This is a genomic window from Sphingomonas segetis (assembly GCF_009720245.1).
GTDB lineage: Bacteria > Pseudomonadota > Alphaproteobacteria > Sphingomonadales > Sphingomonadaceae > Sphingomicrobium > Sphingomicrobium segetis.
The window spans coordinates 1-24,367 of the sequence record NZ_WJSQ01000024.1 but is presented as its reverse complement, the minus strand read 5'-3'; the positions used below and the strand labels follow the sequence as shown (position 1 = coordinate 24,367).

Below are 24,367 nucleotides of genomic sequence, written 5' to 3'. Positions count from 1 at the left end.
CGCGTCGACCGCGGCGCGGCTCGCGCCGACCGCCGCGCCGAGCTTGTCGGCGAGCGGGTCGAGCAGCGCGTGGAATTGCTCCGACGAGCCGAACGCCCGGCCGCCGGAGACGATGACCTTGGCACTGGTGAGCTCGGGCCGCTCGCTTTCGGACGCGTCCATTGAGGCGAACTCGCTCTTGCCATCGCTCGCTCCCGCATCGACCTCCTCGATCGCCGCGGAGCCGCCTTCGGCCGCCGCCTTCTCGAACGCGGTGGTGCGAACGGTGATCACCTTTTTGCCGTCGTTTGACTTCACGGTTGCGATCGCATTGCCGGCGTAGATCGGACGCGTGAAGGTGTTTGTCCCTTCGACGGAGAGGATGTCGGTGATCTGCATCACGTCGAGCAACGCAGCGACGCGCGGCGCGATGTTCTTGCCGGTGGTGGTGGCGGGCACCACGAACGCCTCGTGGCTCTCCATCAGCTTGGCCGCGAGCGGCGCCACAGCCTCCGCGAGCTGATGATCGAGTGCGGATGAATTCGCCGCATAGACCTTGGACACGCCGGCAATCTTCGCTGCCGCCTGCGCGACAGCGTCGACGTCGTTCCCCGCGACCAACGCGTGCACTTCGCCGAGCTGGGCCGCCGCGGTGACGGTCGCCAGCGTCGCGTCCTTAATGGCGCCGCCGTCATGTTCGACCAGGACCAGCACGCTCATTTCGCAATCCCCATGCCCTTGAGCTTTTCGACCAGCTCGTCGACCGACCCGACCTTGATCCCGGCCTGGCGCTTGGCGGGCTCGACGACCTTGATCGTCTCCAGCCGCCGCGCGACGTCGACCCCGTAATCGCCCGGCGACTTGGTCGCGAGCGGCTTCGACTTGGCCTTCATGATGTTGGGCAGCGAGGCATAGCGGGGCTCGTTGAGGCGCAGGTCGGTGGTGACTACCGCGGGAAGCTGCAGCTTCACCGTCTCCAGCCCGCCGTCGACCTCGCGAGTCACGGTGACGTTGTCGTTGGCGGCTTCGACCTTCGACGCGAAGGTGCCCTGCGGCCAGCCGAGGAGCGCCGCGAGCATCTGACCGGTCGCGTTGTTATCGTCGTCGATCGCCTGCTTGCCGAGGATGATCATCTGGGGCTGCTCTTCCTGCGCGATCTTCGCGAGGATCTTGGCGACGGCGAGCGGCTCCACCTCTTCGTCGGTCTGCACCAGGATCGCGCGGTCGGCGCCCATTGCGAGCGCGGTGCGCAGCGTTTCCTGCGCCTTCGCCGGGCCGATCGAAACGGCCACGATCTCGGTCGCGACGCCCTTTTCCTTGAGGCGGATCGCTTCCTCGACCGCGATCTCGTCGAACGGGTTCATGCTCATCTTGACGTTGGCGAGATCGACGCCAGAGCCGTCCAGCTTGACCCGCGGCTTCACGTTGAAATCGATGACGCGTTTGACCGCGACCAGGATTTTCATGCCCATTCCTCCAAATCGTCATTCCCGCGAAGGCGGGAACCTAGCGTAACAAAAACTGGGTCCCCCGCTTTCGCGGGGATGACGAATATCATTAAGCTGGCACCGCCTCTTTCACTTCCGCGACGATCTTCCTCGCCGCGTCGCCAAGATCGTTCGCGGGGATGATCGGAAGACCACTCGATGCCAGGATGTCCTTGCCCTGCTGGACGTTCGTCCCTTCGAGGCGGACCACCAGCGGCACCTTCAAATCGACCTCGCGCGCCGCGGCGACGATGCCTTCGGCGATGATGTCGCAGCGCATGATACCGCCGAAGATGTTGACAAGGATTCCCTTCACCGCGGGATCGCTCAAAATGATCTTGAACGCCGCGGTGACCTTCTCCTTGTTCGCGCCGCCGCCGACGTCGAGGAAGTTGGCGGGCTCGCCGCCTTCCAGCTTGATGATGTCCATCGTCGCCATGGCGAGGCCGGCACCGTTGACCATGCAGCCGATCGAGCCGTCGAGCTTGATGTAGCTGAGGTCGTATTTCGACGCCTCGATCTCCATCGGCTCTTCTTCGGCAAGGTCGCGGAGCTGCTCGAGGTCGGGATGGCGGAAGTCGGCGTTGCTGTCGAACCCGACCTTGGCGTCGAGCACCATCAGCTCACCCGTGCCGGTGATGGCGAGCGGGTTGATCTCGATCTGCGATGCGTCGGTGCCAAGGAAAGTCTCGTAGAGCTTCGCCAGCACCTTGCCCGCCTGCTTGGCGAGGTCGCCGGTAAGGCCGAGCGCCGCCGCCACTTCGCGGCCATGGTGCGGCATCAGGCGGGTCGCGGGATCGACGTTGATGGTCGCGATCTTCTCCGGCGTCTCGTGCGCGACCTTTTCGATCTCCACTCCGCCTTCGGTCGACGCAACGATTGCCACCCGGCCGCTCTCGCGGTCGACCAGCAGCGCGAGATAGAATTCCTTTTCGATGTCGACTCCGTCGGTGATGTAGAGGCGCTGGACCTTCTTGCCCGCGGGGCCGGTCTGCACCGTCACCAGAGTCTTGCCGAGCATTTCCTGGGCATGCTCGCGCACTTCGTCGATCGAACGGGCGAGGCGGACGCCGCCCTTGCCCTCCGGTCCGAGTTCCTTGAAGCGGCCCTTGCCGCGGCCGCCGGCGTGAATCTGCGACTTCACAACCCAAAGCGGCCCCGGCAGCTTCTTCGCCGCCTCGACCGCTTCCTCGACGCTCATCGCCGGATAGCCCGCCGGCACCGGCACGCCGTACTTCGCGAGAAGCTCTTTCGCCTGATATTCGTGGATGTTCATCGCGCGGCCCTTAAGCAAATTGGCGCGGCGCTGCAAAGTCGGGCGCGGCGCGAATGTTCGCGAATGTTCGCGGTGACGCCGGCATATTTGCATTGCCGGGCCTGAGCGACATTTCGCTGCCTGCTCCGCTAGACTCGAACCGGACCTGTAGGACAGAAAAATCGATAGTGGCCGATTCCGAACGCCCGATTCGAAAGATCATCCATGTCGACATGGACGCCTTCTATGCGTCGGTCGAGCAGCGCGACGATCCGTCCCTCAGAGGCAAGCCGGTCGCGGTCGGCGGCGGTCACCGAGGGGTCGTGATGGCGGCGAGCTATGAGGCGCGCAAATATGGCGTGCGCTCGGCGATGCCGTCGGTGAGCGCCAAGCGCCGTTGTCCCGACCTGATCTTCGTGAAAACCCGATTTGACGCCTATCGCGCGGTTTCGAGGCAAGTCCGGGCGATCTTCCTCGACTATACCGAACTGGTCGAGCCGCTCAGCCTCGACGAAGCCTACCTCGACGTGACCGAGGACCGGCACGGCCTCGGTACTGCGCGAGCGATCGCGGAGGACATCCGCCGCCGAATCCGAGAGGAGACCGGCCTCACCGCCTCGGCAGGCGTGTCCTACTGCAAGTTCATCGCCAAGCTCGCGTCCGATTACCGCAAGCCCGACGGGCTCACCGTCGTCACGCCGGAGCGCGGGCCCGAGTTCGTCGCTTCACTGCCGGTGTCGCGGTTCCACGGGATCGGGCCGGTCACGGCGCGCAAGATGGAGGCGCTCGGCATCCTTACTGGCGCCGACCTGCGCGAATGGAGCCTGCCCGCGCTCGAGGCGCAGTTCGGAAGCTCCGGCTGCTGGTATCACTGCATTTGCCGCGGCATCGACGAGCGCGAGGTCAGGCCCGACCGGCCCTACAAGTCGGTCAGCGCGGAGCGGACGTTCGACGAGGACTTGCGCGATCCCGAGCGCCTCGCCGACGAGCTCGAGCGGATCGCGAGCTATGCCTGGGATCGCGTGAACCGCGCCGGGGTCACCGGCCGGACGGTCACGCTCAAGGTCAAGTTCGGGGACTTCACGATCATCACGCGATCGAAGAGCTTCGGCGCGCCGGTGCCCGACCTCGCCGGATTCGCGGCAGCGGGACAAGCACTGCTCGCCGCCCTCCACCCTCTGCCGCGGGGCATCCGGCTGCTCGGTCTCGGGCTTCATAACTTAAGTGAAGGGTCCGAAGAGATGCCGCTCCAGCTGGGACTCGCAATTTGAGGGGTCCTGTGATATAAAGTGACCCATGGGGCCGCGTGCGATTCAGCTGCGGCCTTAAATTCATAGGGAAGCCACGAAACAGGCACTGGAGCCGCGGCCACTGGTCGTTTTGGGGGGCGTAGCGGATGCGCCGGCTCTACTGCCGCAAATTGAAAGGTGTGTAATGGCTACAAAGGCGCTCAGCTTCGATATCGGTGACTATGTCGTGTACCCCAAGCATGGCGTTGGCCGGGTCGTCGAGCTGCAAAGCACCGAGATCGCCGGGACCCGTCTGGAGCTGTACGTGCTCCGGTTCGAGAAGGAGAAGATGACCCTTCGCGTTCCCGTCAACAAGGCCGACTCGGTCGGCATGCGCAAGCTTTCGTCGGACAAGACGATGAAGGACGCGCTTGAGACGCTGAAGGGCAAGCCGAAGGTCAAGCGCACCATGTGGTCGCGTCGCGCCCAGGAATATGAGGCGAAGATCAACTCGGGCGACCTGACCTCGATCGCCGAGGTGACCCGCGACCTGTTCCGCCCCGACGATGCGCCCGAACAGAGCTATTCCGAGCGGCAGATTTTCGAAGCCGCCTCGTCGCGCCTGGCGCGCGAGCTCGGCGCGATGGAACAAACCGACGAGAAGTCGGCGCTCGCCAAGATCCTCGAGATCCTCAACGAGGCTGCGGTCATCCATCACAAGGCGAGGGAAGACGCGTAACCGCACGGCTCGGAAGACAGTCCCCGGTACAGGGACTGTCTCCCGTGGAGCTCAAAGGGCGCCCCTCGCCGGGCGCCCTTTTCTTTTGTGCATTGCCTCCTCTTTGGCACTGGCGTATTAGTGTTCTAACACACTGATAAGGAGAGTCTCCGATGCCAAGGCCGCTCGCCGTCGAAATCCTCGATGCGATCATCACCTCCTATCGCAACCAGCGGATGCGCGACCATCATGGCCGGCGCGACTCCGGCTATGATTATGAGGCGGGCGAATTCACCCGCCTCGACGAGACTGACGAGGACGATGAGTCGGAGCGCGATTTCGATGTCGGCGAATTCACCCGCCTCGAAGTGTCGGGTCCGTTCGAGGTCGAGATCCGGACGGGCAAACGGCCGAGCGTCCGTGCCACGGGTCCCGAGCGCGCGCTGGACAAGCTGTCGGTCGAGCACAAACGCGACCGGCTGCTCATCGGCTGCGACGGCGACGGCGCGGGGGACGTGCACATCCTCGTCGACGTGCAGGACCTGAAGGCGCTGCGGATGACCGGATCCGGCGACGTTTCGGTCGATCGGCTGAAGGGCGAACGGTTCGACTGCTCGAGCGCCGGGTCGGGGGATCTCGCCATCGACGAGATCGACGTCCGCTCGCTCAAGCTCGCCGCCGCCGGGTCCGGCGATATCGAGATCGACAAGGTTCGTGCCGCCGAGTTCGAAGCCACCCTCGGCGGCTCCGGCGACCTGTCGATCGACAGCGTCGAAAGCGCCGAATTCGCGCTCGCGGTGAAGGGCTCCGCCGACACCCGGATCGACGAGTATCGCGGCGACCAGTTCAGTGCGGTCCTCAGCGGCTCGGGCGACCTGGCGGTCGAGAGCCTCGAAGCGGACGGCGTCAAGCTCAGCCTGTTCGGCTCGGGCGACGCGCGGATCGGCGAAGGCCGAGCCACGGTCGCGGCTTTGGAAACGTCGGGCTCCGGCGATATCGATGCGGACGGGCTGGAAACTGCGGAAGCGAACATCTCGACCTCCGGCTCCGGCGACATTTCGGCCTGCGCCACCGACGCTGCCGAGGTCAATGTGATGGGCTCCGGCGACGTCACCGTTACCGGCGGGGCGAAAGCGACCGTCCGCGCCAGCGGGTCGGGCGATGTCCGACTGTCCTGACCGGCATTGCGGGATTCGAAATTCAATGCATCATCCAGGGACAAGTGGAGGCATAATCATGCGCAATTCCATCGCCGCGGCCGTGATCGCCGCATCCGCCGCGACGACGGCGTGCGGGCAGCACCGGGGCGAGGATCCCGGCCCGACCGTCTCGCGCAACTATCAGGTCGGATCATTTCATGAGATCGAGGTCGCCGGCCCGTATGAAGTGGCGGTGCGCACCGGCGGAAATCCGGCGGTCGCCGCCGAGGGCTCGCAGAAGCTGCTCGAACGGACCGTCGTCGAAGTGAAGGGCGACAAGCTCGTCATCCATCCACGGAATGAGCACAAGAGCTGGTTCAGCCGGGGTTGGAGCAGCAAGGGGCACGCGAACTTCGCGGTCACGGTCCCGCAGCTCAGCGCCGCGACCATCGCCGGCTCGGGCGACATTCGCATCGACAAGGTCGGCGGGGAGCGGTTCGAAGGCGCGGTCGGCGGATCGGGCGGGCTGAGCGTCGATACGGTGAACGTCGGCGCGCTCAAGCTCAAGATCGGCGGCTCAGGAAGCGTCAAGGCGGGAACCGGAAAAGCGCAGTCGGGCAGCTATGCGATCGGCGGGTCGGGCGACATCGATGCCGGCGGGGTCCAGACCCAGCAAGCCAAAGTTTCGATCGCCGGCTCCGGGAGCGTCAAGGCGAACGCGAGTTCGGCGGCCGACGTCAGCATCATGGGCTCGGGCGACGTCGACGTCACAGGCGGGGCCAAATGCTCGGTCAACAAGGCGGGCTCGGGCAGCGTCACCTGCTCTTAAACGGGTCTTAACCATGAGCTGGGAAGGTGCGGCGATGCGCACCTTCCTTCTTGCCGCCGCCGTCCTCGCGTTCGCCGCCCCGGCTGGCGCGGCGACCCGCAACTTCGGCATCACGAGCTTCGAAAAAGTCCGCGTCGACGGCCCATTCAAGGTCACGCTGACGACCGGCGTGGCGCCTTTTGCGCGCGCGAACGGCTCGCCAGCCGCACTCGACCGCGTCGCGATCGACGTCCGCGGCAACACGCTCGTCGTCCACAACAATCTCGATTCGTGGGGCGGCTACCCGGGAAAGGACGTCGGCCCGGTCGAGATCAGCCTCGGCACCCACGACCTCAGCGCCGCGTGGCTCAACGGCTCGGGCTCGCTCGCGATCGACAAGGTCAAGGGGCTCAGCTTCGACCTCTCCGTCCAGGGCAGCGGCGCCGGCGAGATCGGCCACGCGAGCGTCGACCGGCTCAACGTCAGCGTCGTCGGAACCGCAAGCGGGCGGGTCGCGGGGCGGGCGGCGAAGCTGACGGCCGTCATCCGCGGCATCTCGACACTCGACGGGAGCGGGCTTTCGGCGAAAGACGCGACTCTCGGCGCCGACGGCGCCGCGACGATCGCAGCGAACGTCAGCGGATCGGTCACGGTGGATGCCTCGGGGCCGGCGACGGTACGCCTGACCGGCAGTCCCTCCTGCACGCTTCGCGTGAGCGGATCGGCGAGCGTCAGCGGCTGCCGCTAGTTGATCGAGGCGCGGGCCTCCACGCCCGACAGGAAGTTCCACAGCGCACCCGCAAGCTCCTCGCCGGCAGCGATCGCTTCGTCGCGCTGGCTGTCGGGCAGCCCGTCAAGCAGCGCCCGGCAGACGGCGCTGTGCTCGACGTCGGCGCTCTGGTGGACTCGGAAGAAGCGGAGCGTCTCCTCGTCGTCGATCCCGTAGCGGTCGATCAGCCCTTCGATTTTCGCGCTCGCGACTCCAGGGAACTGGCTTTCATAGGCGTAGAGCGCACCCAGCCCCGACGCATAGGAGCGGCGCGACAACCGCCGGAACGTGTCGATCAGCGCCTGCGTCTGCGGATTGAGCGGCTGCGCGCGCACCGCCGCTTCGCTCTCGCCGAGACCGCGGGCGAAGTTCAGCCACAGGCCCGCATGGTCTTGCTTGCCCGCTTCGATTCCCTCTTCTTCGGCAAGATTCTCCGCCAGCATCCGCCGCCCGTCGCGGTCGTCGCAGGCGCTGTGCACCGCACTCACCGCGCGCGGGAACGCCTCGACATGGTGAAAATATTGGCGCGCATAGGCGCGCAGCGTGTCGAGCGGCAGCCGGCCTTCTGTCCATGCCTGGTAGAAGGGATGCATGAGCATCGCCCGCTCGATCACTTTCGCATCGATCGCCGCCGAAACCGTCATGCCAGCCTCCCTGAAGTTTCCGACGCGCGGTAACGGCGAGCGGCAGAGTCGGCAAGCCGACGAAAGTCGAGGTTAGCAACCGCACGGGATTGCGGACGTTTCATCTGCCGAGCGGCTGGACAAGGGAGAGACTTATGTACCTCGGTATCGGCGGCCTGATCATCCTGATCATCATCCTGGTGCTGCTGTTCAGGTAAGCACCGGCGCAAAGCCTAGACCAGAGCGAGCGCGGCGAGCCGCGTGTAGAGCAGCGGCGGGAGCTCGGACAGGCCGCTGTCATCGCCGTCCTCGCCGGGCGCGTCGGCAGATTCGAGATAGCGCCAGCCTTGGTGCGCGCGCTTTGGATATGGCGAGATCAACTCGAGCGCGGCCGAAAGGACGATGTCGATCCGGCCGTCCTTGCGATCCTCAAAGCGAAGGATTTCCTGGCGGCCGACCAGCCGGTGCTTGACGATCCAGTGGATCGAACCGCCGATCAGCTCGTCCGAACGCTTTGGCCGCATGCGCGTGACCACCCGCATCTCGCCGCCCGATGCGCGCGCAGCGACGCGCTTTTGAAGGGCATCGATGGTGCGGCAACCAAACGCGACCTTGGTCAGATGAAGCTTCGGCACAATTCTCGCGATGCCGGACTAGTCACAGATTCGCAACGGCTTAGCCGCCGAGGCCGACCAGTGCGGCGAGCCCGAGGAAGCTGAAGAACCCGGTGACGTCGGTGATTGTGGTGACGAACACCGCCGACGAAACCGCGGGATCAATGCCGAAGCGGTCGAGCGTTACAGGGACCATGATTCCGCCAACGCCGGCGGCAAGGTTGTTGATCACCATAGCCGCGCCCATGACCGCGCCGAGCAGCGGGTTGCCGAAGACCAGCGCGACCCCGGCACCGATCAGCAAGCCGAGCGTGAGGCCGTTGGCAAGCGCAATCGTGAGTTCGCGCCCGAAAGTCCGCAGAGTGTTCGACTCGGTCAGCTGGTTGGTCGCAAGCGCCCGTACCGACACCGCGAGGGTCTGGGTCCCCGCGTTGCCGCCCATCCCGGCGACGATCGGCATCAGCACGGCGAGGACCGCGAACTTGCCGATCTCCCCCTGGAAGAGGCTGACGACGCTCGCCGCGATCATCGCCGTCCCGAGGTTGATCACCAGCCAGAACAACCGCCTGCGGACTGTCAGGCGGACGGGCTCGTTGATGTCGCCCTCGCCCGCGCCCGAGAGCAGCAGCACGTCCTCGCCCGCTTCCTCCTGGATGATGTGCACCACGTCGTCGACGGTGATCATGCCCACCAGCCGGCCAGCCTCGTCGACCACGGCCGCCGAGACCAGCGCGTACTTCTGGAAGCGCAGCGCGACATCCTCCTGGTCCATGCCGACCGGGATCAGCGTCTGCTCGCGCGCCATGATCTCGGTCACCGGCGTATTGCGCGGCGTCCTCAGGATCGTCGAGAGCTTGCAGGTCCCGAGCGGATGGTGGTCCGGGCTGACCACGAACACTTCCCAGAAGTCGGTGGGCAGGTCGGCCGTCGAACGCAGGTAGTCGATCACCTGCCCGACCTTCCAATGTTCGGGCACCGCGCACAGGTCGCGCTGCATCAGCCGCCCGGCGGACTCCTCGGGGTAGCTCAGCGCTTCCTCGACCGCGGCGCGGTCGTCGGGCTCCATCCGCTGCAGCACCGCCTGCTGCTCGTCGCGGTCGAGGTCCTCGATCAGCGCGACCGCGTCGTCGGTCTCGAGCTGCCCGGCAATGTCCGCGACCTGCTGCGGCTCGAGCTCGTCGAGCAGGCCCTCGCGGACATATTCGTTCATTTCCGCGAGCACGTCGGGGCTGACGATCCCGGCGAGCGCCTTGACCAGGCCCTCGCGCTCGTCGCTCGCGGCAAGCTCGATCAGGTCGGCGACGTCGGCGGGGTGCAGCGGCGCGACCAGCTCGCGCGCTGTTTCATCGTCGCCAGCCTCGACGGCGTCGAGAACCCTGCTGACGAATTCCGGGCGAAGCCGGTCTTCCTTGTCGACCGGCGAGGCCGAATCCGGAGGGACCGTGGCGGCGATCGGCTCGCTCTCGCTCACGTGTTGCTCCCTCGATTGAACCCGGTGCGGTCCTCCTATGGACGCGGCCGCTCTGGCGCAACCACCCTCCCCTCCCTAAATCGTCGCTTCATTCGAACCTTGATCCGGAGTGCACTCTCATGGCCGATGCCGACCGCCTGACCCTTTCCCTTTCGAGCGGCGGCGACGTCGTCATCAAGCTCCGCCCCGACCTCGCGCCCAATCACGTCCAGCGCATCACCGAGCTCGCCAGCAGCGGCTTCTACGACGATGTGCCGTTCCACCGCGTCATCCCGGGCTTCATGGCGCAGGGCGGCGACCCGACGGGCACCGGCACGAGTGGATCGCATTTGCCCGACCTCAAGGCCGAGTTCAGCCGCGCTCCGCACGTCCGCGGCACCGCCTCCATGGCGCGCAAGCCCGATCCGGACAGCGCCAACAGCCAGTTCTTCATCTGTTTCGACGATGCGGGTTTCCTCGACGGCCAGTACACAGTGTGGGGCGAGGTCGAGAGCGGCATGGAACATGTCGACGCGCTCCCCGCCGGAGAGCCACCGCGCGAGCCCGGCAAGATCGTCAAGGCGAAAGTGAGCAAGGCCGGCGAGTGAACAAAGTCGCGCTGGTCACCGGCGCCTCAGCTGGGCTCGGGGTCGAGTTCGCGCGCCATTTGGCGAAACGCGGGCACAGGCTCGTCCTCGCCGCGCGGCGGAAGGAGCGGCTGGACGAGCTTGCGAAGGAGCTCGGCAATGCGCGAGCGGTCGCGATCGACCTGTCGAAGAAGGACTCGGCGGCAAAGCTGCTCGCCGACATCGAGGCGAACGGCGAGACCGTTGACCTGCTCGTCAACAACGCCGGTTTCGGGCTGATCGGCCGCTTCGCCGAGCTCGACGCGAACCGGCTACGGCAGATGATCGACCTCAACGTGGGAGCGCTGACCGACCTGTGCCGCGGCGTCACCCCGGGCATGATCGAGCGCAAGTCGGGCGCGATCCTCAACCTCGCCTCGACCGCCGCATTCCAGCCCGGTCCAAAGATGGCGGTCTATTTCGCGACCAAGGCGTTCGTGCTGTCGCTGAGCGAAGCGCTCCACGAGGAGCTCAAGCCGCACGGCATCAAGGTCAGCTGCCTTTGCCCGGGACCGACGCGGACCGAGTTCGGCGATGTCGCCGGCTTCGGCGGCAATGGTTTGTTCGACCGGGTCGCGATGAATGCCGCGCAAGTGGTGGAAACCGGACTGAGGGGCCTGGAGTCTAACCAGGCGGTGGTCGTCGCGGGATGGATGAACAAGATTGGCGCGGCGAGCACGCGCTTCGCGCCCCGCTCGGTGGTTCGCAAGATTGCCGGGGCGATCAAATATTGACAGAGAAAAATGAACCCGCCCGGGCGCGCCGCCGTTGCCTATGCGGACTGAGCCGGCGGGACAGGAGACGACATGCCCGAAGCTGACACGATCGAACGCGTGACCTCGCGCAAGGTTCAGGTCGCGAGCCTGCCGCCGGCGGACAGCGGCCGCGGCTTTGCCAGGCTCGCCGACAAGCTGATGGACGCGCTCGGCCTTTCCGAGGGCGATGTCGTCGAGATCGTCGGCAAGCGCTCGACCGCCGCGCGGGCGATCCGCCCCTACGGCGAGGACGAAAATATCGACATCATCCGACTCGACGGGCTGCAGCGCGCCAATGCCGGCGTCGGCTCGGGCGATTTTGTCGAGGTCAGGAAGGCGCAGTCGAAACCGGCAACGAAAGTCGTCTTCGCGCCGGCGCAGCCGAACGTCCGGCTGCAGGGGTCAGCCGACGCGCTCAAGCGCACCTTCGCCGGACGGCCGCTGGTCGAAGGCGATACCGTCGCGACCACCGGCCACCAGCGGATCAATGCCGACATGCCGGACCACATCCGCCAGCTGCTCAACGCGCCGGCGTTCGCGCTCCAGGAGCTGCGGCTGGTCGTCGCCTCCGCCGCGCCCAAGGGAATCGTCCACATCGATTCGAACACCGCGGTCGAGCTGCTTCCCGAATATACGGCAGTCGACGGGCAGCGCCGAGCCGACGTCACCTACGACGACCTCGGCGGAATGCGCGACACGATCGACGCCCTGCGCGAGATGGTCGAGCTTCCGCTGCGCCACCCCGAGCTATTCCAGCGACTCGGCGTCGATCCGCCCAAGGGCGTTCTGCTCCACGGCCCGCCCGGCACCGGCAAGACCCTGCTCGCGCGCGCGGTCGCCAACGAAAGCGCCGCCAAGTTCTTCCTGATCAACGGGCCGGAGATCATGGGCTCCGCCTATGGCGAGAGCGAGCGGCGGCTGCGCGAGATTTTCGAGCAGGCGGCGCAGGCCGCGCCCTCGATCATCTTCATCGACGAAATCGATTCGATCGCACCCAAGCGCGGACAGGTCACCGGCGAGGCAGAAAAGCGTCTGGTGGCGCAATTGCTGACCCTGCTCGACGGGATCGAGCCGCGCCAGAACACGGTCGTCATTGCCGCGACCAACCGGCCGGAGGCGCTGGACGAGGCGCTCCGCCGTCCCGGGCGCTTCGACCGAGAAATCGTTGTCGGCGTGCCTGACGAGCCCGGACGGCGCGAGATCCTCGGCATCCACACCCGCGGCATGCCGCTCGCGCCCGACGTCAACCTCGACGACCTCGCGCGCAGAACCTACGGCTTCGTCGGCGCCGATCTCGCCGCCTTGTGCCGCGAGGCCGCGCTCGAGGCGGTCCGCCGGATCATGCCGAAGATCAACCTGGCCGAGGAGGTGATCCCGACCGAGCTCCTCGACGCGCTCTCGGTCGAGCTTCGCGACTTCAACAATGCGCTGAAGCGCGTCCAGCCCTCCGCCATGCGCGAGGTGATGGTCGAGGCCCCGCAAATCCGCTGGGAGGACATCGGCGGGCTCGACGAGGCCCGCGACCGCCTCAAGGAAGGAGTGGAGCTTCCGCTCAGGCACCCCGAGGCGTTCAAACGGCTCGGCATCCGCCCGGCCAAGGGCTTCCTGCTCTATGGCCCGCCGGGCACCGGCAAGACGCTCCTCGCCAAGGCCGCGGCGCGCGAGAGCGAAGCCAATTTCATCGCCACCAAGTCCTCCGACCTCCTGAGCAAATGGTACGGCGAGAGCGAGCAGCAGATCGCGCGGCTGTTCAACCGCGCGCGACAGGTCGCGCCGACGATCATCTTCATCGACGAGCTCGACAGCCTGGTGCCGGCGCGCGGCGGCGGCCTCGGCGAGCCGCAGGTCACCGAGCGCGTGGTCAACACCATCCTCGCCGAGATGGACGGGCTCGAGGAGCTGCAGAACGTCGTCGTGATCGGCGCCACCAACCGTCCGACGCTGATCGACCCGGCGCTTCTTCGCCCGGGCCGCTTCGACGAGCTGATCTACGTCGGCACCCCCGATGCGACAGGACGGCGGAGGATCCTGGCGATCCACACCCGCAACATGCCGCTCGCCGACGACGTCGACCTCGACAAGATTGCGCAGCGCAGCGAGCGCTTCACCGGTGCCGATCTCGAGGACCTCGTGCGCCGCGCCGGGCTCACCGCGCTTCGCCGCGGGCTCGATGCCGGCAAGGTGACCATGGCCGACTTCGAAGTCGCGTTATCGGAGACCCGTGCGTCGGTCACGCCGGAGATGCTCGAGGAATATTCGCGCATCCAGGAAACGCTGAAAAGCGACGCGACGCGGCCGCTCGGCGGCATCGGCTTCGTGCTTCCCGGCATGCTCCGCCCCAAGGAAGGCGGCAAACCGTAAGGCGGGATTCGCCTCTTCGTCGCACAAATCGCGCGGCTCGCAGACTGGCGCTCGGCGAAGCCGGGCCCGCGGCGTTGTCCGCTTGCCAAGCGGCGGCGCATTTGCCAACGCTCCCCCTCCCCGGTCCTACGGAGTATTCATGTCGACCTCACCCGCGCGCACGCTGAAAGGGTCACGCCGTCTTCAGCGCCGCCGCGACCGCCGCAGCCCAAGCCCCCAGTGGCAGTTCCTCCGCGGCTTTCTGAAGAACCCTGTGATGGTCGGCTCGGTCATCCCGTCGAGCCGGGTGCTGATCGAGAAGATGCTCGCCCCGGTCGATTGGGAGAACACGAAGCTGTTCGTCGAATACGGCCCCGGGGTCGGCACCTTCACGCGGCCGGTGCTCGAAAAGCTCGGCTCCGAAGCGAAGCTGGTCACGATCGACACCAACCCGGATTTCACGCGCTTCCTGAGGGAGTCGATCGACGATCCGCGGCTGGTCGCGGTCAACGGCTCGGCCGCCGACGTCGAGAAGATCCTGATGGATCATGACCTCGGCTCCGCCGATTACGTGCTGTCCGGCCTGCCCTTCTCGACCCTCCCCGCGGGGATCGGCGAGGATATCGCGGAAGCGACCGCCAACGTGATCCGCCCCGGCGGCGCCTTCCTCGTCTATCAGTTCAGCCCCAAGGTGCTCGATTTCATCCGGCCCCACTTCGCGCCGATCAAGCGCGGGTTCGAGTGGATCAACGTCCCCCCCGCGACGCTGTTCTGGGCGTACAAGGGTGAGCCGAAGGCCTAGCGCCTGACGAAATTCAGTCCCCTCGTGACTGAATAGTCCATCACGTTCACGAGGAAGTGCGACAGCGCCCATTTCAAGCGCTGCCAGGGGCTTGCCCTGCGCTTGTGCACCTCGGGCGTGATCCATTTGCAGTCCGCGAGCTCGCGCTCGAAATAGCCGCGCATCGCGTCGGCGAAGCCCTTGTCCTTGATCCGCAGCATGATCTCGAGGTTGATGTAGAAGCTGCGGTAGTCGAAGTTGGACGAGCCGATGTGGACGATGTCATCGACGATGGCGAGCTTGGTGTGCAGCTTCGCCGGCTGATATTCGTAAATTTCGACATGGCGGCGGATTAGCCGGCTGTAGCTGTGACGCGCGGCGGCGACCGTCGCGACATTGTCCGACTTGGCGGCATTGATGATCCGCGCCCGACCGCGCCGGCCGACCCCGCCGATGCGCCGGATCATCGCGCCGGGCGGGGCGAAATAGGCGAAAATCATGTCGAGCTTGCAGGCGCGCTTCATGTCGCGGCCGATGCTCCGCCACCAGCTGTTGCGCACGCTCAGGGGCCCGCTGAACTTCCACTGCAGCGGGCCGCGCCACTCGTTGTGCTCGGCCACCATCCGCTTGAGCGACCGGAGCTTCGATTTCGGCCGCTTCGACCAGCGGAACAGTCCGTCGAAATAGCGGCTCGGAAGCACGGCTTCGGGGCCGTCGAGCCGAAGCCACAAGTCGCGCCAGTGATTCGACCCGCGGTCCTGGAGATAGGTGGCGTCGATGTTCGCGCCGCCGATCAGCACCGTCCGGTCGTCGATCACGATCAGCTTCTGGTGGTTGCGCAGGAGGTAGCGGCGTCCCCAGCTGGGGTTGAACACGCAATGCTCGCCGCCGGCCGTGCCGAGCTGCGTGAAGAAATCCGCGGTCGCTGCCGATCCGAAGCCGTCGATCAGCAGCTTCACCTGGACTCCCCGCCTCGCCGCCTCAGTCAGCGCATCGCGGACCACATCGCCGTCCTTGTCCGGATTGAACATGTACATCAGCATCTTGATGCACTTTTCGGCCCCGGCGATGAGCTCGAGCAGGAGGTTGAACCGCTCGAGCCCGCTCTCGATCAGCTCGATTCGGTTGCCGGCGATCTCGGCACGGATCGTCGGTGGGGTCGCGGGCTGGGTCGAGGCATCGGCCATGAAGCCGGTTTCCTTGACTTTGCGCCGGCCCGCAAGCTATTGCCGCTGCCTTCCTGAAATCCCATATTCCATCGACGGCGGAATAATTTGCGGAGCGACGAATGGCGCGCGTTACGGTTGAAGATTGCGTAGACAAGATCCCGAACAGGTTCGATCTCGTCCTGCTCGCGGCACAGCGCGCCCGCCAGATTTCGGGCGGCGCCGACCTCACCATCGATCGCGACCGCGACAAGAACCCGGTCGTCGCGCTGCGCGAGATCGCCGAGGAGACGGTCAAGCCCAAGCATCTCCAGGAAGCCGTCATCAGCAACCTCCAGAAGGTGCGCGTCGACGAAGAGGACGAGACCGAAGAGCTGGCGTCGCTGAGCGAAGCCGCCGAGGCGCTGCGCCTCACCGCCGCCGCGCCGCCGCGCCCGAGCCCGTCGGGCGGGGATTACGAATAGTTTCCGTCTAGCCTGACGCGAGGCCGGCAGTTAGACCGGCCTCATGGTTCCCTTTTCGTTCGCTAGCGAAACGTTCGAGGCGACGCCGTCCGGCGCGCTGTTCTGGCGTGCGCGCCGCGCGCTGCTCGTCGCCGATTTGCACCTCGAAAAGGCGAGCTGGTTCGCCCGTTTCGGACAGTTCCTCCCGCCTTATGATTCGCACGCGACCCTGACCGACCTTGCAACCGAGATCGAGCGCAGTGGCGCGACACGCCTCTACTGCCTCGGCGACAGCTTCCACGACGCGTTCGGCTGCGACCGCCTCCCCGCGAAGGCGCGCGCGCTGTTGACCGAACTCACGGCCAGTCTCGACTGGACGTGGATCGTCGGCAACCACGATCCTGGCTTCGCCGACCATTGCGGCGGGCTGATCGAGGATGAGGTCGAGCTCGGCGGCGTCATCCTGCGCCACGAGGCGATCGTCGGCGAGCCACGCCCGGAAATCTCGGGCCATTTTCATCCCAAATTCCGCGTTCACGTGCGCGGGCGACACGTATCGCGGCGCTGCTTCGTGGTTTCGCCAAGCAAGATCATCATGCCCGCGTTCGGTGCGCTGACCGGCGGGCTCGACGCGCATCATCCCGAAATCCTGCGCTCGGTCGGAAGCGATGCCGCCGCGCTCGTCCCCGTCTCCGACCGGCTGCTGCGGTTTCGGCTCGCAGCCTAGTCGGCCGGCTTCACCTCGATCGCCATCGCGCCGCTCGGGCTGAGCAGTAGCCGGGCGATCGCGGCGCGGCTCTTGCCGAAGGTCGCGGCCTGCAACTCGTTGCGCGCCGCGTGGCGGTCGAACTTGAAGCCCTGCGCTTCAGCCGCGCGCTTCAGCGTGTCGAGATGCGTGTCGAGATCGGCGATGCCCTCGTCCGGGTCGAAATCCATGCTGACTTCAATATCGTGCGACGGGGCCATTCCGGCCCATGCTTCGCGCCTCGCGCCGCGAACCGCAACCCCCCTCGCATTGCACGGGCAAGGCGCTGTTCCTAAACCACCCGCATGGCGATGAAGCATTTCCTCCTGCTGGCGGGAGCATTGGCGATGATGGCGATCCCGGCAGCGGCGCAGCCGATCGACGCGAAGGTGCAGGCGCGGATCGACCGCATTCTCGAGGCGACGCCGCTGATCGACGGGCACAACGACCTCCCGGAGCAGCTGCGCGAGAATTACGGGCTAAGCGTCGAAGGGCTCGCGAGCGGCGCCGACCGGCGTCCGGACCATCCGCTGATGACCGACATGGCGCGGCTCCGCGAGGGACGCGTCGGGGGGCAGTTCTGGTCGGTTTACATCCCCTCCGAAGTGACCGGCGACACCGCCATCCGCGCGACGCTGGAGCAGATCGACATCGTCAGGCGGCTCGTGAAAGCCTATCCGAAGGACCTCGAGCTCGCGCGCACCGCCGACGACATCCTCCGCATCCACAAGGCGGGGAAGGTCGCGTCGCTTATCGGCGTCGAGGGCGGGCACCAGATCGGCGGCAGCCTCGCCGCGCTGCGCGCATATTACGACCTCGGCGCGCGTTACATGACGCTGACGCATTTCAAGAACAACGAGTTCGCGGACAGCGCCACCGACGACCCCAAATGGAACGGCCTCAACGATTTCGGCCGCGCGGTCGTGCACGAGATGAACCGCCTCGGGATGTTGGTGGACCTCAGCCACGTGTCGCCGGAGACGATGGCCGACGCGATCGAGTCGAGCCGGGCCCCGGTCATCTTCTCGCACAGCGATGCACGGGCGTTGTCCGACCACCCGCGAAACGTTCCCGACGACATCCTGAAGAAGCTCCCGGCCAACGGCGGCGTGGTGATGGTCAACTTCTACACCGGCCACCTGTCGGAGCCGTACCGGCGGTGGTCCGCGGAGCATGCCGCCGAGGGTGCGCGCCTCGACACGCTCTACGTCGGCCAGCCGGAGATCAGGAAGGCGAAGCTCGCCGAATGGGAAAAGGCGCATGTCGCGCCGAAGGCGGAGATCGGCCTCATCGCCGATCACATCGAGCATATCGTCAAAATCGCGGGCCACGACAATGTCGGGCTCGGCGGCGATCTCGACGGCATCGGCTATGAGGATGCGCCGCCGGGGATGAACAGCGTCAGCGGCTATCCCTTGCTGTTCGCCGAGCTAATCCGCCGCGGCTGGAGCGATGCCGACTTGGCCAAGCTCGCCGGTGGCAACCTGCTTCGGGTCATGCGGCGCGCCGAAGCGGTCGCCGCGTCGATGAAGAACGAGCCGCCCGCGACGGCGACCCTCCAGCCGCGAGCTGCCACGGACGCGTGGAAATGACCGGGCCGGCACTGCGCGCGGCGATCGTCCCGGTGACGCCGCTGCAGCAGAATTGCACGCTGCTGTGGGGCACGAACACGATGCTCGGCGCTTTCGTCGATCCGGGCGGCGACCTGCCGCGCCTCAGGGCAGCGGCGGCGCAGGCCGGGGTCACAATCGAAAAGATCCTGCTGACCCACGGGCACATCGACCATTGCGGAAGCGCCGGCATCTTCGCCGAAGAGCTCGGCGTTCCAATCGAGGGGCCGCACGAGGAGGACCGCTTCTGGATCGACCGCCTTGCCGAAGACGGGCAGAAATATGGCGTCCTCGGCCGCCCGTTCGAGCCGTCGCGCTGGCTCAGCGACGGCGACCAGGTGACGGTCGGCGATCTGACGCTCGACGTCCGTCACTGCCCAGGCCACACGCCCGGCCACGTTGTCTTCCACCATCCGCAGTCGAACCTGGCGCTCGTCGGCGACGTGATCTTCCGAGGCTCGGTCGGCCGCTGGGATTTCCCGCGCGGCGATCAGCAGCAGCTCATCCGATCGATCACGACCAGGCTTTGGCCGATGGGCGACGAGACGGCCTTCATTCCCGGCCACGGCCCGATGTCGACCTTCGGGCACGAGAGGGCGACGAACCCGTTTGTCGGCGACGCGGCGCTCGCTGCGGCGTAATCGCGAAACGGGTCCCGCTAATTGGGCCAGTAGACATAGTCCTGAGCGGGCTTCCACGGCGCGTCGGCAGGGACATCGATGCGGATCGGTTCCTCGAGCAGCGCGGGCCAGAGCGGCTTGGCGAGTTCGCGGTCGTGAGCGGCGAGCTCGGCGCGCAGCTTCGCGACAACATCGGGACGCCGCGCCGACAGATCGCTGCGTTCGGTCGGGTCCGCGGCGAGGTCGAACAGCCAGATGCGCGGCGGATCGCGCGAAACTTGGAGCTTCCAGCCGCCGTCGCGGACCGCTTCGTAGCTTCCCGAGCGCCAAAACAGGATGCGCTTCGACGGCGGCGGCGCATGGCGCGTGATGAACGGCAGGAGGTTGATCCCGTCGATCCGGCGTCCCGCGGGAAGCGGCGCACCTGCCGCCGCGGCAAGGGTCGGCAAGACGTCGATTTGGTCGGTCGGCATCGTCACGCGTTGCCCGGCTGCGATCCGGGCCGGCCAGCTGACGAAGAACGGCACCCGAATGCCGCCTTCGAAGAAGGTGCCCTTCCACCCGCGATACGGTTTGTTGATGTCCCGCAGGCCCGCGTACCAGGCCCCGCCATTGTCGTTGGTGAAGATGACGAGCGTGTTGTCGCCGATACCCTGCGCCTTCAGCGCCGCCATCACCTTGCCCACGCCGCGGTCGAGCGCCCGGACCATGGCTCCGTACACCCGGGCGCGTGGATTCTTGATGGCCCCGAGCGCGGAATAGTCCGCCCTGGTTGCCTGGAATGGCGTGTGCGGCGCGTTGAAGGCGAGGTAGATGAAGAACGGCCGGTTGCGATTGGCGCGGATCGCGGCGGTCGCCTGATCGCTCAAATAGTCGGTCAAATATTCGCCCGCATGGAAGGGTGGACCGCCGTTGAACTGCACGCCGTCACTGAGCGCCAACCACAAGAGGCGGTCGAGCGGGTCGCCGGGAAGCTTCGCCGCGACGGACGCCGTGTCCGGTTCATATTTGGACGCGGCCGCCATGAAGCCGAGGCTCTCGTCGAAGCCCTGGTCCTCCGGCCGCATCCCGCGCGCCTCGCCGAGATGCCATTTGCCGAGATGAATGGTGTGGTAGCCGCGCGATTTCAGCACTTCGGCGACGGTCACCTCGCTCGATGGCATTCCCATGTCTGCCATCGGCGGGACCTGCTCCTGCAGGTCTGCATGATAGATCGTCGGGTGCGGCCGGTCCTGAGGCGAATAGCGCGGCACGTATTTGGCGAGCTGGTCGGGGACCGCCGTGAACTCGAAGCCGAAGCGCTGGGGATAGCGGCCGGTCATCAGCGCCGCGCGCGAAGGCGAGCAGGTCGCGTTGGCGGAATATGCGACGGTGAAGTCGGCGCCCTTTCGGGCAATCGCATCGATATTCGGTGTCGGCACGAGGCCGCCGGCAACTCCTGTGCCGCGGCCTTCGGCGGTGATGTCGTTGATTCCGAGATCGTCAGCCACGATCAGCACGATGTTCGGCGGGCGCTCCGCGGATGGCCGGGTTGCCGGCCCTTGAGCCCAGTGGACCGGGCGGTTGGCGGCCACGGGATGGGTGAAGCGATAGGCAACGACCATGATCTGGACCGGCCACAGATGCCACGACGCCCAGGCGGCAACCCCTGCCGTCAGCAGGACGAGGAACAAGATGCTTCGCCGTTTCACCGCCCGCATCTACCTCCCCAGCCGCTCCGACCTAAGTTACAACCATCCATGGGAGGCGGATCGCGGCTGCGGCGCTTGCGCTCGTCGGCCGTTTCGCTATAGGAGCCGCGGTTCGCGACGATCCGGCCGCCGCCGCGGGGAACCCCCGCGCAAGAGAGGCGCGAGATCGTCGCAATTTTTTATTGATGTCATGAGTTGAAGGTGCCGCAATGGCTGTCCCCAAGAGAAAAACCTCGCCGTCGAAGCGGAACATGCGCCGCAGCCATCATGCGCTGACGCCGACCAAGTTCCAGGAATGCCCGAACTGCGGCGAATTGAAGCTGCCGCACAACATGTGCTCGGCATGCGGCCACTATAACGGCCGCGAAATCATTTCGACCGAGGCCTAAGCCACGTCAGGCCTCGCGATGGACGGAGGCCCACGAATCGCCATCGACGCCATGGGCGGCGACAGCGGTCCGACGGTAATGATCGCCGGCGCGTCGCGCGCGCTGCGCAAGGACCCGTCGCTGCTCTTTACCTTCTACGGCGATGAGCCGCGGGTCCGGGAAGAGATCGAGCGCCACAAGAACCTGCAATCGCGCGTCGACGTCGTCCATTCGCCCGAATCGATCGAGCCGAGCGAGAAACCGAGCCAGGCGATCCGCCGCGCCCGCACGACCTCGATGGGAATGGCAATCAACGCGGTCAAAGAGGAACGGGCCGACGCTGCCCTGTCCGGCGGCAACACCGGCGCGCTGATGGCGATGTCCAAGCTTGCGCTTCGGACCATGCCCGGCATCGACCGGCCGGCGCTCGCCGCGCTTCTTCCGACGCTCGGCGAAACCGACGTTATCATGCTCGACCTCGGCGCCAACACCGAATGCGACGCCCAGAACCTCGTCCAGTTCGCGGTGATGGGCGCCGCCTATGCGCGCACGGTTCTCGGCCTCGCCAGGCCGCGCGTGAAGCTGCTCAACATCGGCACCGAGGAACTGAAGGGCACCGACGAACTCAAGGCCGCGGCCGCGCTTCTGCGCGAAGCCGATTATCTGCCGCTGCGCTTCGACGGCTTCACCGAGGGCGACCAGCTGTCGCGCGGCCAGGTCGACGTGGTCGTCACCGACGGGTTTTCGGGCAACATCGCGCTCAAGACCGCCGAAGGCACCGCGCGTTTCGTCACCGACCTGCTGCGCCGAGCGTTCAAAAGCTCGCTGCGCTCGAAAGCCGGATTCGCACTGTCAGCGCCCGCGCTCAACCTGCTCAAGGTCCACCTCGACCCCAACAACCACAATGGCGCGGTTTTCCTGGGATTGAACGGCCTCGTCGTGAAGAGCCACGGCGGAGCGACTCCCAAGGGCGTCGCCAACGCAATCCATGTGACGGCAAGCATGGTCCGCCACGGCATCACCCGAAAGATCGGCGACGACCTCGACAATTTCCGCGCGCACGCCTTTGCCAACGGAAGCACCAAGTGAGGCGCTCGGTCGTCCTTGGCGCCGGCAGCGCATTGCCCGCACGCCGCGTCACCAACGAAGAGCTGGCGCAAAGCGTCGACACCACCGACGAGTGGATCGTCGAGCGCACCGGGATCCGCAGCCGCTATCTCGCCGGCGAAGGCGAAACAACGGCATCGCTGGCAGCCGATGCCGCGCGCCGCGCGCTCGACCATGCCGGAGTTTCCGCGAGCGAGATCGACCTCATCGTGCTCGCCACCGCGACGCCCGACCAGACCTTCCCGTCTTCCGCGACCAAGGTCCAGGCGGCGCTCGGCATCCCCGACTGCATCGCCTTCGACGTGCACGCCGTTTGCACCGGCTTCCTCTACGCGCTGTCGGTCGCCGATTCGATGTTGCGCTCGGGCAGTGCGCACAAAGCGCTGGTGATCGGAGCGGAGACGTTCAGCCGGATCCTCGACTGGGACGACCGCGCGACCTGCGTGCTGTTCGGCGACGGCGCGGGCGCGCTGGTGCTCGGCGCGGAGGAGGGCGAGCGCGGAATTCTCGCAACCAAGCTCCACGCCGACGGCCGCCACAACGACCTCCTGTTCGTCGACGGCGGTCCGTCCACCACCGGGACCGTCGGCAAGCTTCGAATGAAGGGCCGCGAAGTCTTCCGGCACGCGGTTGTCAACCTCGCCCAGGTCCTCAACGAAGTGCTCGAGCAAGCCGGGCTCACCGCCGCCGAGGTCGATTGGGTCGTTCCGCATCAGGCCAATGCGCGAATCCTCGACGCCACGGCGAGGAAGCTCGGGCTGCCGGCGGAGAAAGTGGTGGTGACGGTCGACGAGCATGCGAACACGTCGGCGGCCTCGGTTCCGCTGGCGTTCGACGTCGCCGTGAAGGACGGCCGCATCAAGCGCGGCGACCTCGTCATCCTTGAAGCGATGGGCGGCGGATTTACGTGGGGAGCAGCAGCGCTCAGGTATTGAAAAATTTGGAATATCCGGCAATTGTCGAATTGCCGGTAGCGCGTTATTCCGTTACGAATGTGTATTGATGCGGCGGGGGGCACGCCGTCGACTCGGGAGAATATCGATGGCCGATCTCGGGATCGCGCGGATCAGCAACGACGATTTGGATGCCAACGGGACGCTCACCCGCGCGGATCTCGCGGACGTGGTGCATCGACGGCTGGGCCTGTCGCGCGCCGAATCGGCAAGCGTCGTGGAACGCGTGCTGCACCATATGTGCCACGCGCTGTCCGAGGGCGAGAACGTCAAGATTTCCGGCTTCGGCACCTTCATCCTGCGTGACAAGGGCCAGCGCATCGGGCGCAATCCCAAGACCGGGGTCGAAGTACCGATCGCGCCGCGGCGCGTCATGACGTTCCGCGCCAGCCAGATTATGCGCGACCGGATCGCCAGGGGCTGACCCGCTGGTGCCGGCCGACAAGGATCCCGGCGCACTTCGCACGATCGGCGAACTGTCGCAGCAGCTCGGCGTCGCTCAGCACATCCTGCGCTATTGGGAAACCCGCTTCCCGCAGCTGAAACCGATGCAGCGCGCCGGCAACCGCCGCTACTACCGCCCCGCCGACGTCGAGCTCGCGCGGCGCATCAACCGATTGCTCAACCAGGAAGGCTATACGGTCCGGGGCGTGCAGAAGCTGCTGCGCGACAGGAATGGCGGCGAAGCGCCCGAGCCGGTGGAAAGCTTGGCTGCGCCCGCCCAAAGAGACGCGCCAATTGCCGAGCACGAGGAGCCGATCGGAGTCGACGTGTTCCGCCTCATTGCACTTCGCAACCGGCTGTCGGAAGCGCTGGAGCGCTAATTCCCGCGCCCACGCGAAGGGACTGCTCGACCCGCGCGATCGCTTCATCCAGCGGCAGGCGCCGCACCGGAACGCCCGGCGGGAATGCCTTAAGCAGCCGCGTCGGCATCGCCGCCGACAGGATCACGAACATCCCGCAATCGCCCTGCCGACGGATCAAGCGCCCGAACGCCTGCGCCAAACGGGCACGCACCACGCGGTCGTCGTAGGCGCTTCCGCCGCCCGCCATCCGCCGCGCCGCGTGAAGCACGGTCGGCCGCGGCCACG

At 66.4% G+C, this 24,367-nt stretch carries 27 protein-coding genes and 1 pseudogene; 18 read left to right on the top strand and 10 right to left on the bottom strand.

Going from position 1 to position 24,367, the window contains the following annotated elements; all coding sequences use genetic code 11:
* The 3 genes from GH737_RS04105 to sucC all read right to left on the bottom strand — a co-directional run.
* Positions 1-699 (bottom strand): electron transfer flavoprotein subunit alpha/FixB family protein (locus GH737_RS04105; protein WP_155263589.1); only part of this gene is annotated, 699 nt, incomplete at its 3' end.
* A complete protein-coding gene (locus GH737_RS04100) occupies positions 696-1,445 on the bottom strand; it encodes an electron transfer flavoprotein subunit beta/FixA family protein (RefSeq protein WP_155263588.1) in 750 nt (249 codons plus the stop codon). The genes GH737_RS04100 and GH737_RS04105, both read right to left, overlap by 4 nt.
* A 91-nt stretch (positions 1,446-1,536) precedes the next feature.
* Positions 1,537-2,742 (bottom strand): ADP-forming succinate--CoA ligase subunit beta, encoded by a 1,206-nt coding sequence (sucC, locus tag GH737_RS04095; RefSeq protein ID WP_155263587.1) that lies wholly within the window; start codon positions 2,740-2,742, stop codon positions 1,537-1,539.
* A gap of 167 nt (positions 2,743-2,909) precedes the next feature.
* On the opposite strand from sucC, the gene dinB reads away from it, so the two are divergent.
* The 5 genes from dinB to GH737_RS04070 all read left to right on the top strand — a co-directional run bounded on the left by dinB (position 2,910) and on the right by GH737_RS04070 (position 7,363).
* Positions 2,910-3,992, top strand: a complete 1,083-nt coding sequence (gene dinB, locus GH737_RS04090; protein ID WP_275401944.1) for a DNA polymerase IV — start codon at positions 2,910-2,912, stop codon at positions 3,990-3,992.
* Positions 3,993-4,155: 163 nt separating this feature from the next.
* Positions 4,156-4,689, top strand: a complete 534-nt coding sequence (locus tag GH737_RS04085) for a CarD family transcriptional regulator (protein ID WP_155263585.1) — start codon at positions 4,156-4,158, stop codon at positions 4,687-4,689.
* A gap of 152 nt (positions 4,690-4,841) precedes the next feature.
* Positions 4,842-5,846, top strand: coding sequence for a GIN domain-containing protein (locus GH737_RS04080; protein ID WP_155263584.1), 1,005 nt, complete (start codon positions 4,842-4,844; stop codon positions 5,844-5,846).
* Positions 5,847-5,904: 58 nt separating this feature from the next.
* On the top strand, positions 5,905-6,636 hold the full coding sequence (locus GH737_RS04075; RefSeq protein WP_196232973.1) for a head GIN domain-containing protein: 732 nt from the start codon (positions 5,905-5,907) through the stop codon (positions 6,634-6,636).
* Between the two features lie 13 nt (positions 6,637-6,649).
* Positions 6,650-7,363, top strand: coding sequence for a GIN domain-containing protein (locus GH737_RS04070; protein WP_155263582.1), 714 nt, complete (start codon positions 6,650-6,652; stop codon positions 7,361-7,363).
* Here the strand turns inward: GH737_RS04070 and GH737_RS04065 are convergent.
* From GH737_RS04065 to mgtE, 3 genes are all read right to left on the bottom strand, one after another.
* On the bottom strand, positions 7,360-8,028 hold the full coding sequence (locus tag GH737_RS04065; protein ID WP_155263581.1) for a CADD family putative folate metabolism protein: 669 nt from the start codon (positions 8,026-8,028) through the stop codon (positions 7,360-7,362). The two genes, GH737_RS04070 and GH737_RS04065, sit on opposite strands and share 4 nt — an antisense overlap.
* Before the next feature lie 212 nt (positions 8,029-8,240).
* A complete protein-coding gene (locus GH737_RS04060) occupies positions 8,241-8,642 on the bottom strand; it encodes a DUF1489 family protein (protein ID WP_155263580.1) in 402 nt (133 codons plus the stop codon).
* 40 nt (positions 8,643-8,682) lie between these two features.
* Complete coding sequence (gene mgtE / locus GH737_RS04055) at positions 8,683-10,092, bottom strand: magnesium transporter (protein ID WP_155263579.1); 1,410 nt, start codon at positions 10,090-10,092, stop codon at positions 8,683-8,685.
* Between the two features lie 119 nt (positions 10,093-10,211).
* Here mgtE and GH737_RS04050 point away from each other — a divergent pair, with 119 nt between their 5' ends.
* The 4 genes from GH737_RS04050 (at position 10,212) to GH737_RS04035 (ending at position 14,594) form a co-directional block, all read left to right on the top strand.
* Positions 10,212-10,679 (top strand): peptidylprolyl isomerase, encoded by a 468-nt coding sequence (locus tag GH737_RS04050; RefSeq protein WP_155263578.1) that lies wholly within the window; start codon positions 10,212-10,214, stop codon positions 10,677-10,679.
* Positions 10,676-11,431 (top strand): SDR family NAD(P)-dependent oxidoreductase, encoded by a 756-nt coding sequence (locus GH737_RS04045; RefSeq protein WP_155263577.1) that lies wholly within the window; start codon positions 10,676-10,678, stop codon positions 11,429-11,431. Before GH737_RS04050 ends, GH737_RS04045 begins: the two co-directional genes overlap by 4 nt.
* Before the next feature lie 72 nt (positions 11,432-11,503).
* Complete coding sequence (locus GH737_RS04040; protein WP_155263576.1) at positions 11,504-13,813, top strand: CDC48 family AAA ATPase; 2,310 nt, start codon at positions 11,504-11,506, stop codon at positions 13,811-13,813.
* Between the two features lie 139 nt (positions 13,814-13,952).
* Positions 13,953-14,594 carry a class I SAM-dependent methyltransferase gene (locus tag GH737_RS04035; protein WP_155263575.1) on the top strand — a complete coding sequence of 214 codons (642 nt, stop codon included), beginning with the start codon at positions 13,953-13,955 and terminating at the stop codon, positions 14,592-14,594.
* Here GH737_RS04035 and GH737_RS04030 read toward each other — a convergent pair.
* Entirely contained in the window at positions 14,591-15,760 is a 1,170-nt protein-coding gene (locus tag GH737_RS04030) for a phospholipase D-like domain-containing protein (protein ID WP_155263574.1), read from the bottom strand. The genes GH737_RS04035 and GH737_RS04030 overlap by 4 nt on opposite strands.
* A 101-nt stretch (positions 15,761-15,861) precedes the next feature.
* Here GH737_RS04030 and rpoZ point away from each other — a divergent pair, with 101 nt between their 5' ends.
* Positions 15,862-16,203, top strand: coding sequence for a DNA-directed RNA polymerase subunit omega (rpoZ, locus tag GH737_RS04025; RefSeq protein ID WP_155263573.1), 342 nt, complete (start codon positions 15,862-15,864; stop codon positions 16,201-16,203).
* Between the two features lie 43 nt (positions 16,204-16,246).
* The gene (gene pdeM / locus GH737_RS04020; protein ID WP_155263572.1) at positions 16,247-16,909 is read left to right on the top strand and encodes a ligase-associated DNA damage response endonuclease PdeM; all 663 of its coding nucleotides are present in this window, start codon (positions 16,247-16,249) and stop codon (positions 16,907-16,909) included.
* Here pdeM and GH737_RS04015 read toward each other — a convergent pair.
* Entirely contained in the window at positions 16,906-17,118 is a 213-nt protein-coding gene (locus GH737_RS04015; RefSeq protein ID WP_155263571.1) for an aminotransferase class IV, read from the bottom strand. The two genes, pdeM and GH737_RS04015, sit on opposite strands and share 4 nt — an antisense overlap.
* A gap of 114 nt (positions 17,119-17,232) precedes the next feature.
* On the opposite strand from GH737_RS04015, the gene GH737_RS04010 reads away from it, so the two are divergent.
* Together GH737_RS04010 and GH737_RS04005 are read left to right on the top strand one after the other, a co-directional pair.
* The gene (locus tag GH737_RS04010) at positions 17,233-18,519 is read left to right on the top strand and encodes a dipeptidase (RefSeq protein WP_338061764.1); all 1,287 of its coding nucleotides are present in this window, start codon (positions 17,233-17,235) and stop codon (positions 18,517-18,519) included.
* Positions 18,516-19,178 carry an MBL fold metallo-hydrolase gene (locus GH737_RS04005; RefSeq protein WP_155263570.1) on the top strand — a complete coding sequence of 221 codons (663 nt, stop codon included), beginning with the start codon at positions 18,516-18,518 and terminating at the stop codon, positions 19,176-19,178. Before GH737_RS04010 ends, GH737_RS04005 begins: the two co-directional genes overlap by 4 nt.
* A gap of 17 nt (positions 19,179-19,195) precedes the next feature.
* Here GH737_RS04005 and GH737_RS04000 read toward each other — a convergent pair whose 3' ends face one another.
* Entirely contained in the window at positions 19,196-20,857 is a 1,662-nt protein-coding gene (locus GH737_RS04000; RefSeq protein WP_155263569.1) for a sulfatase-like hydrolase/transferase, read from the bottom strand.
* A 200-nt stretch (positions 20,858-21,057) separates the two neighbouring features.
* Between GH737_RS04000 and rpmF the strand changes: the two genes are divergently transcribed.
* The 5 genes from rpmF to GH737_RS03975 all read left to right on the top strand — a co-directional run bounded on the left by rpmF (position 21,058) and on the right by GH737_RS03975 (position 24,100).
* A complete protein-coding gene (gene rpmF, locus GH737_RS03995; RefSeq protein WP_155263568.1) occupies positions 21,058-21,237 on the top strand; it encodes a 50S ribosomal protein L32 in 180 nt (59 codons plus the stop codon).
* An 18-nt stretch (positions 21,238-21,255) separates the two neighbouring features.
* Entirely contained in the window at positions 21,256-22,305 is a 1,050-nt protein-coding gene (gene plsX, locus GH737_RS03990; RefSeq protein WP_155263567.1) for a phosphate acyltransferase PlsX, read from the top strand.
* Complete coding sequence (locus GH737_RS03985) at positions 22,302-23,258, top strand: beta-ketoacyl-ACP synthase III (protein WP_155263566.1); 957 nt, start codon at positions 22,302-22,304, stop codon at positions 23,256-23,258. Before plsX ends, GH737_RS03985 begins: the two co-directional genes overlap by 4 nt.
* 106 nt (positions 23,259-23,364) lie before the next feature.
* Complete coding sequence (locus tag GH737_RS03980) at positions 23,365-23,700, top strand: integration host factor subunit alpha (protein WP_155263565.1); 336 nt, start codon at positions 23,365-23,367, stop codon at positions 23,698-23,700.
* A gap of 7 nt (positions 23,701-23,707) precedes the next feature.
* Positions 23,708-24,100: a MerR family transcriptional regulator gene (locus GH737_RS03975; RefSeq protein WP_155263564.1), complete on the top strand. Its 393-nt coding sequence runs from the start codon at positions 23,708-23,710 to the stop codon at positions 24,098-24,100.
* Here GH737_RS03975 and GH737_RS03970 read toward each other — a convergent pair.
* Positions 24,057-24,367 (bottom strand): annotated as a pseudogene (locus GH737_RS03970) (ATP-dependent DNA helicase); the annotation flags it as partial. The gene GH737_RS03975 and the pseudogene GH737_RS03970 sit on opposite strands and share 44 nt — an antisense overlap.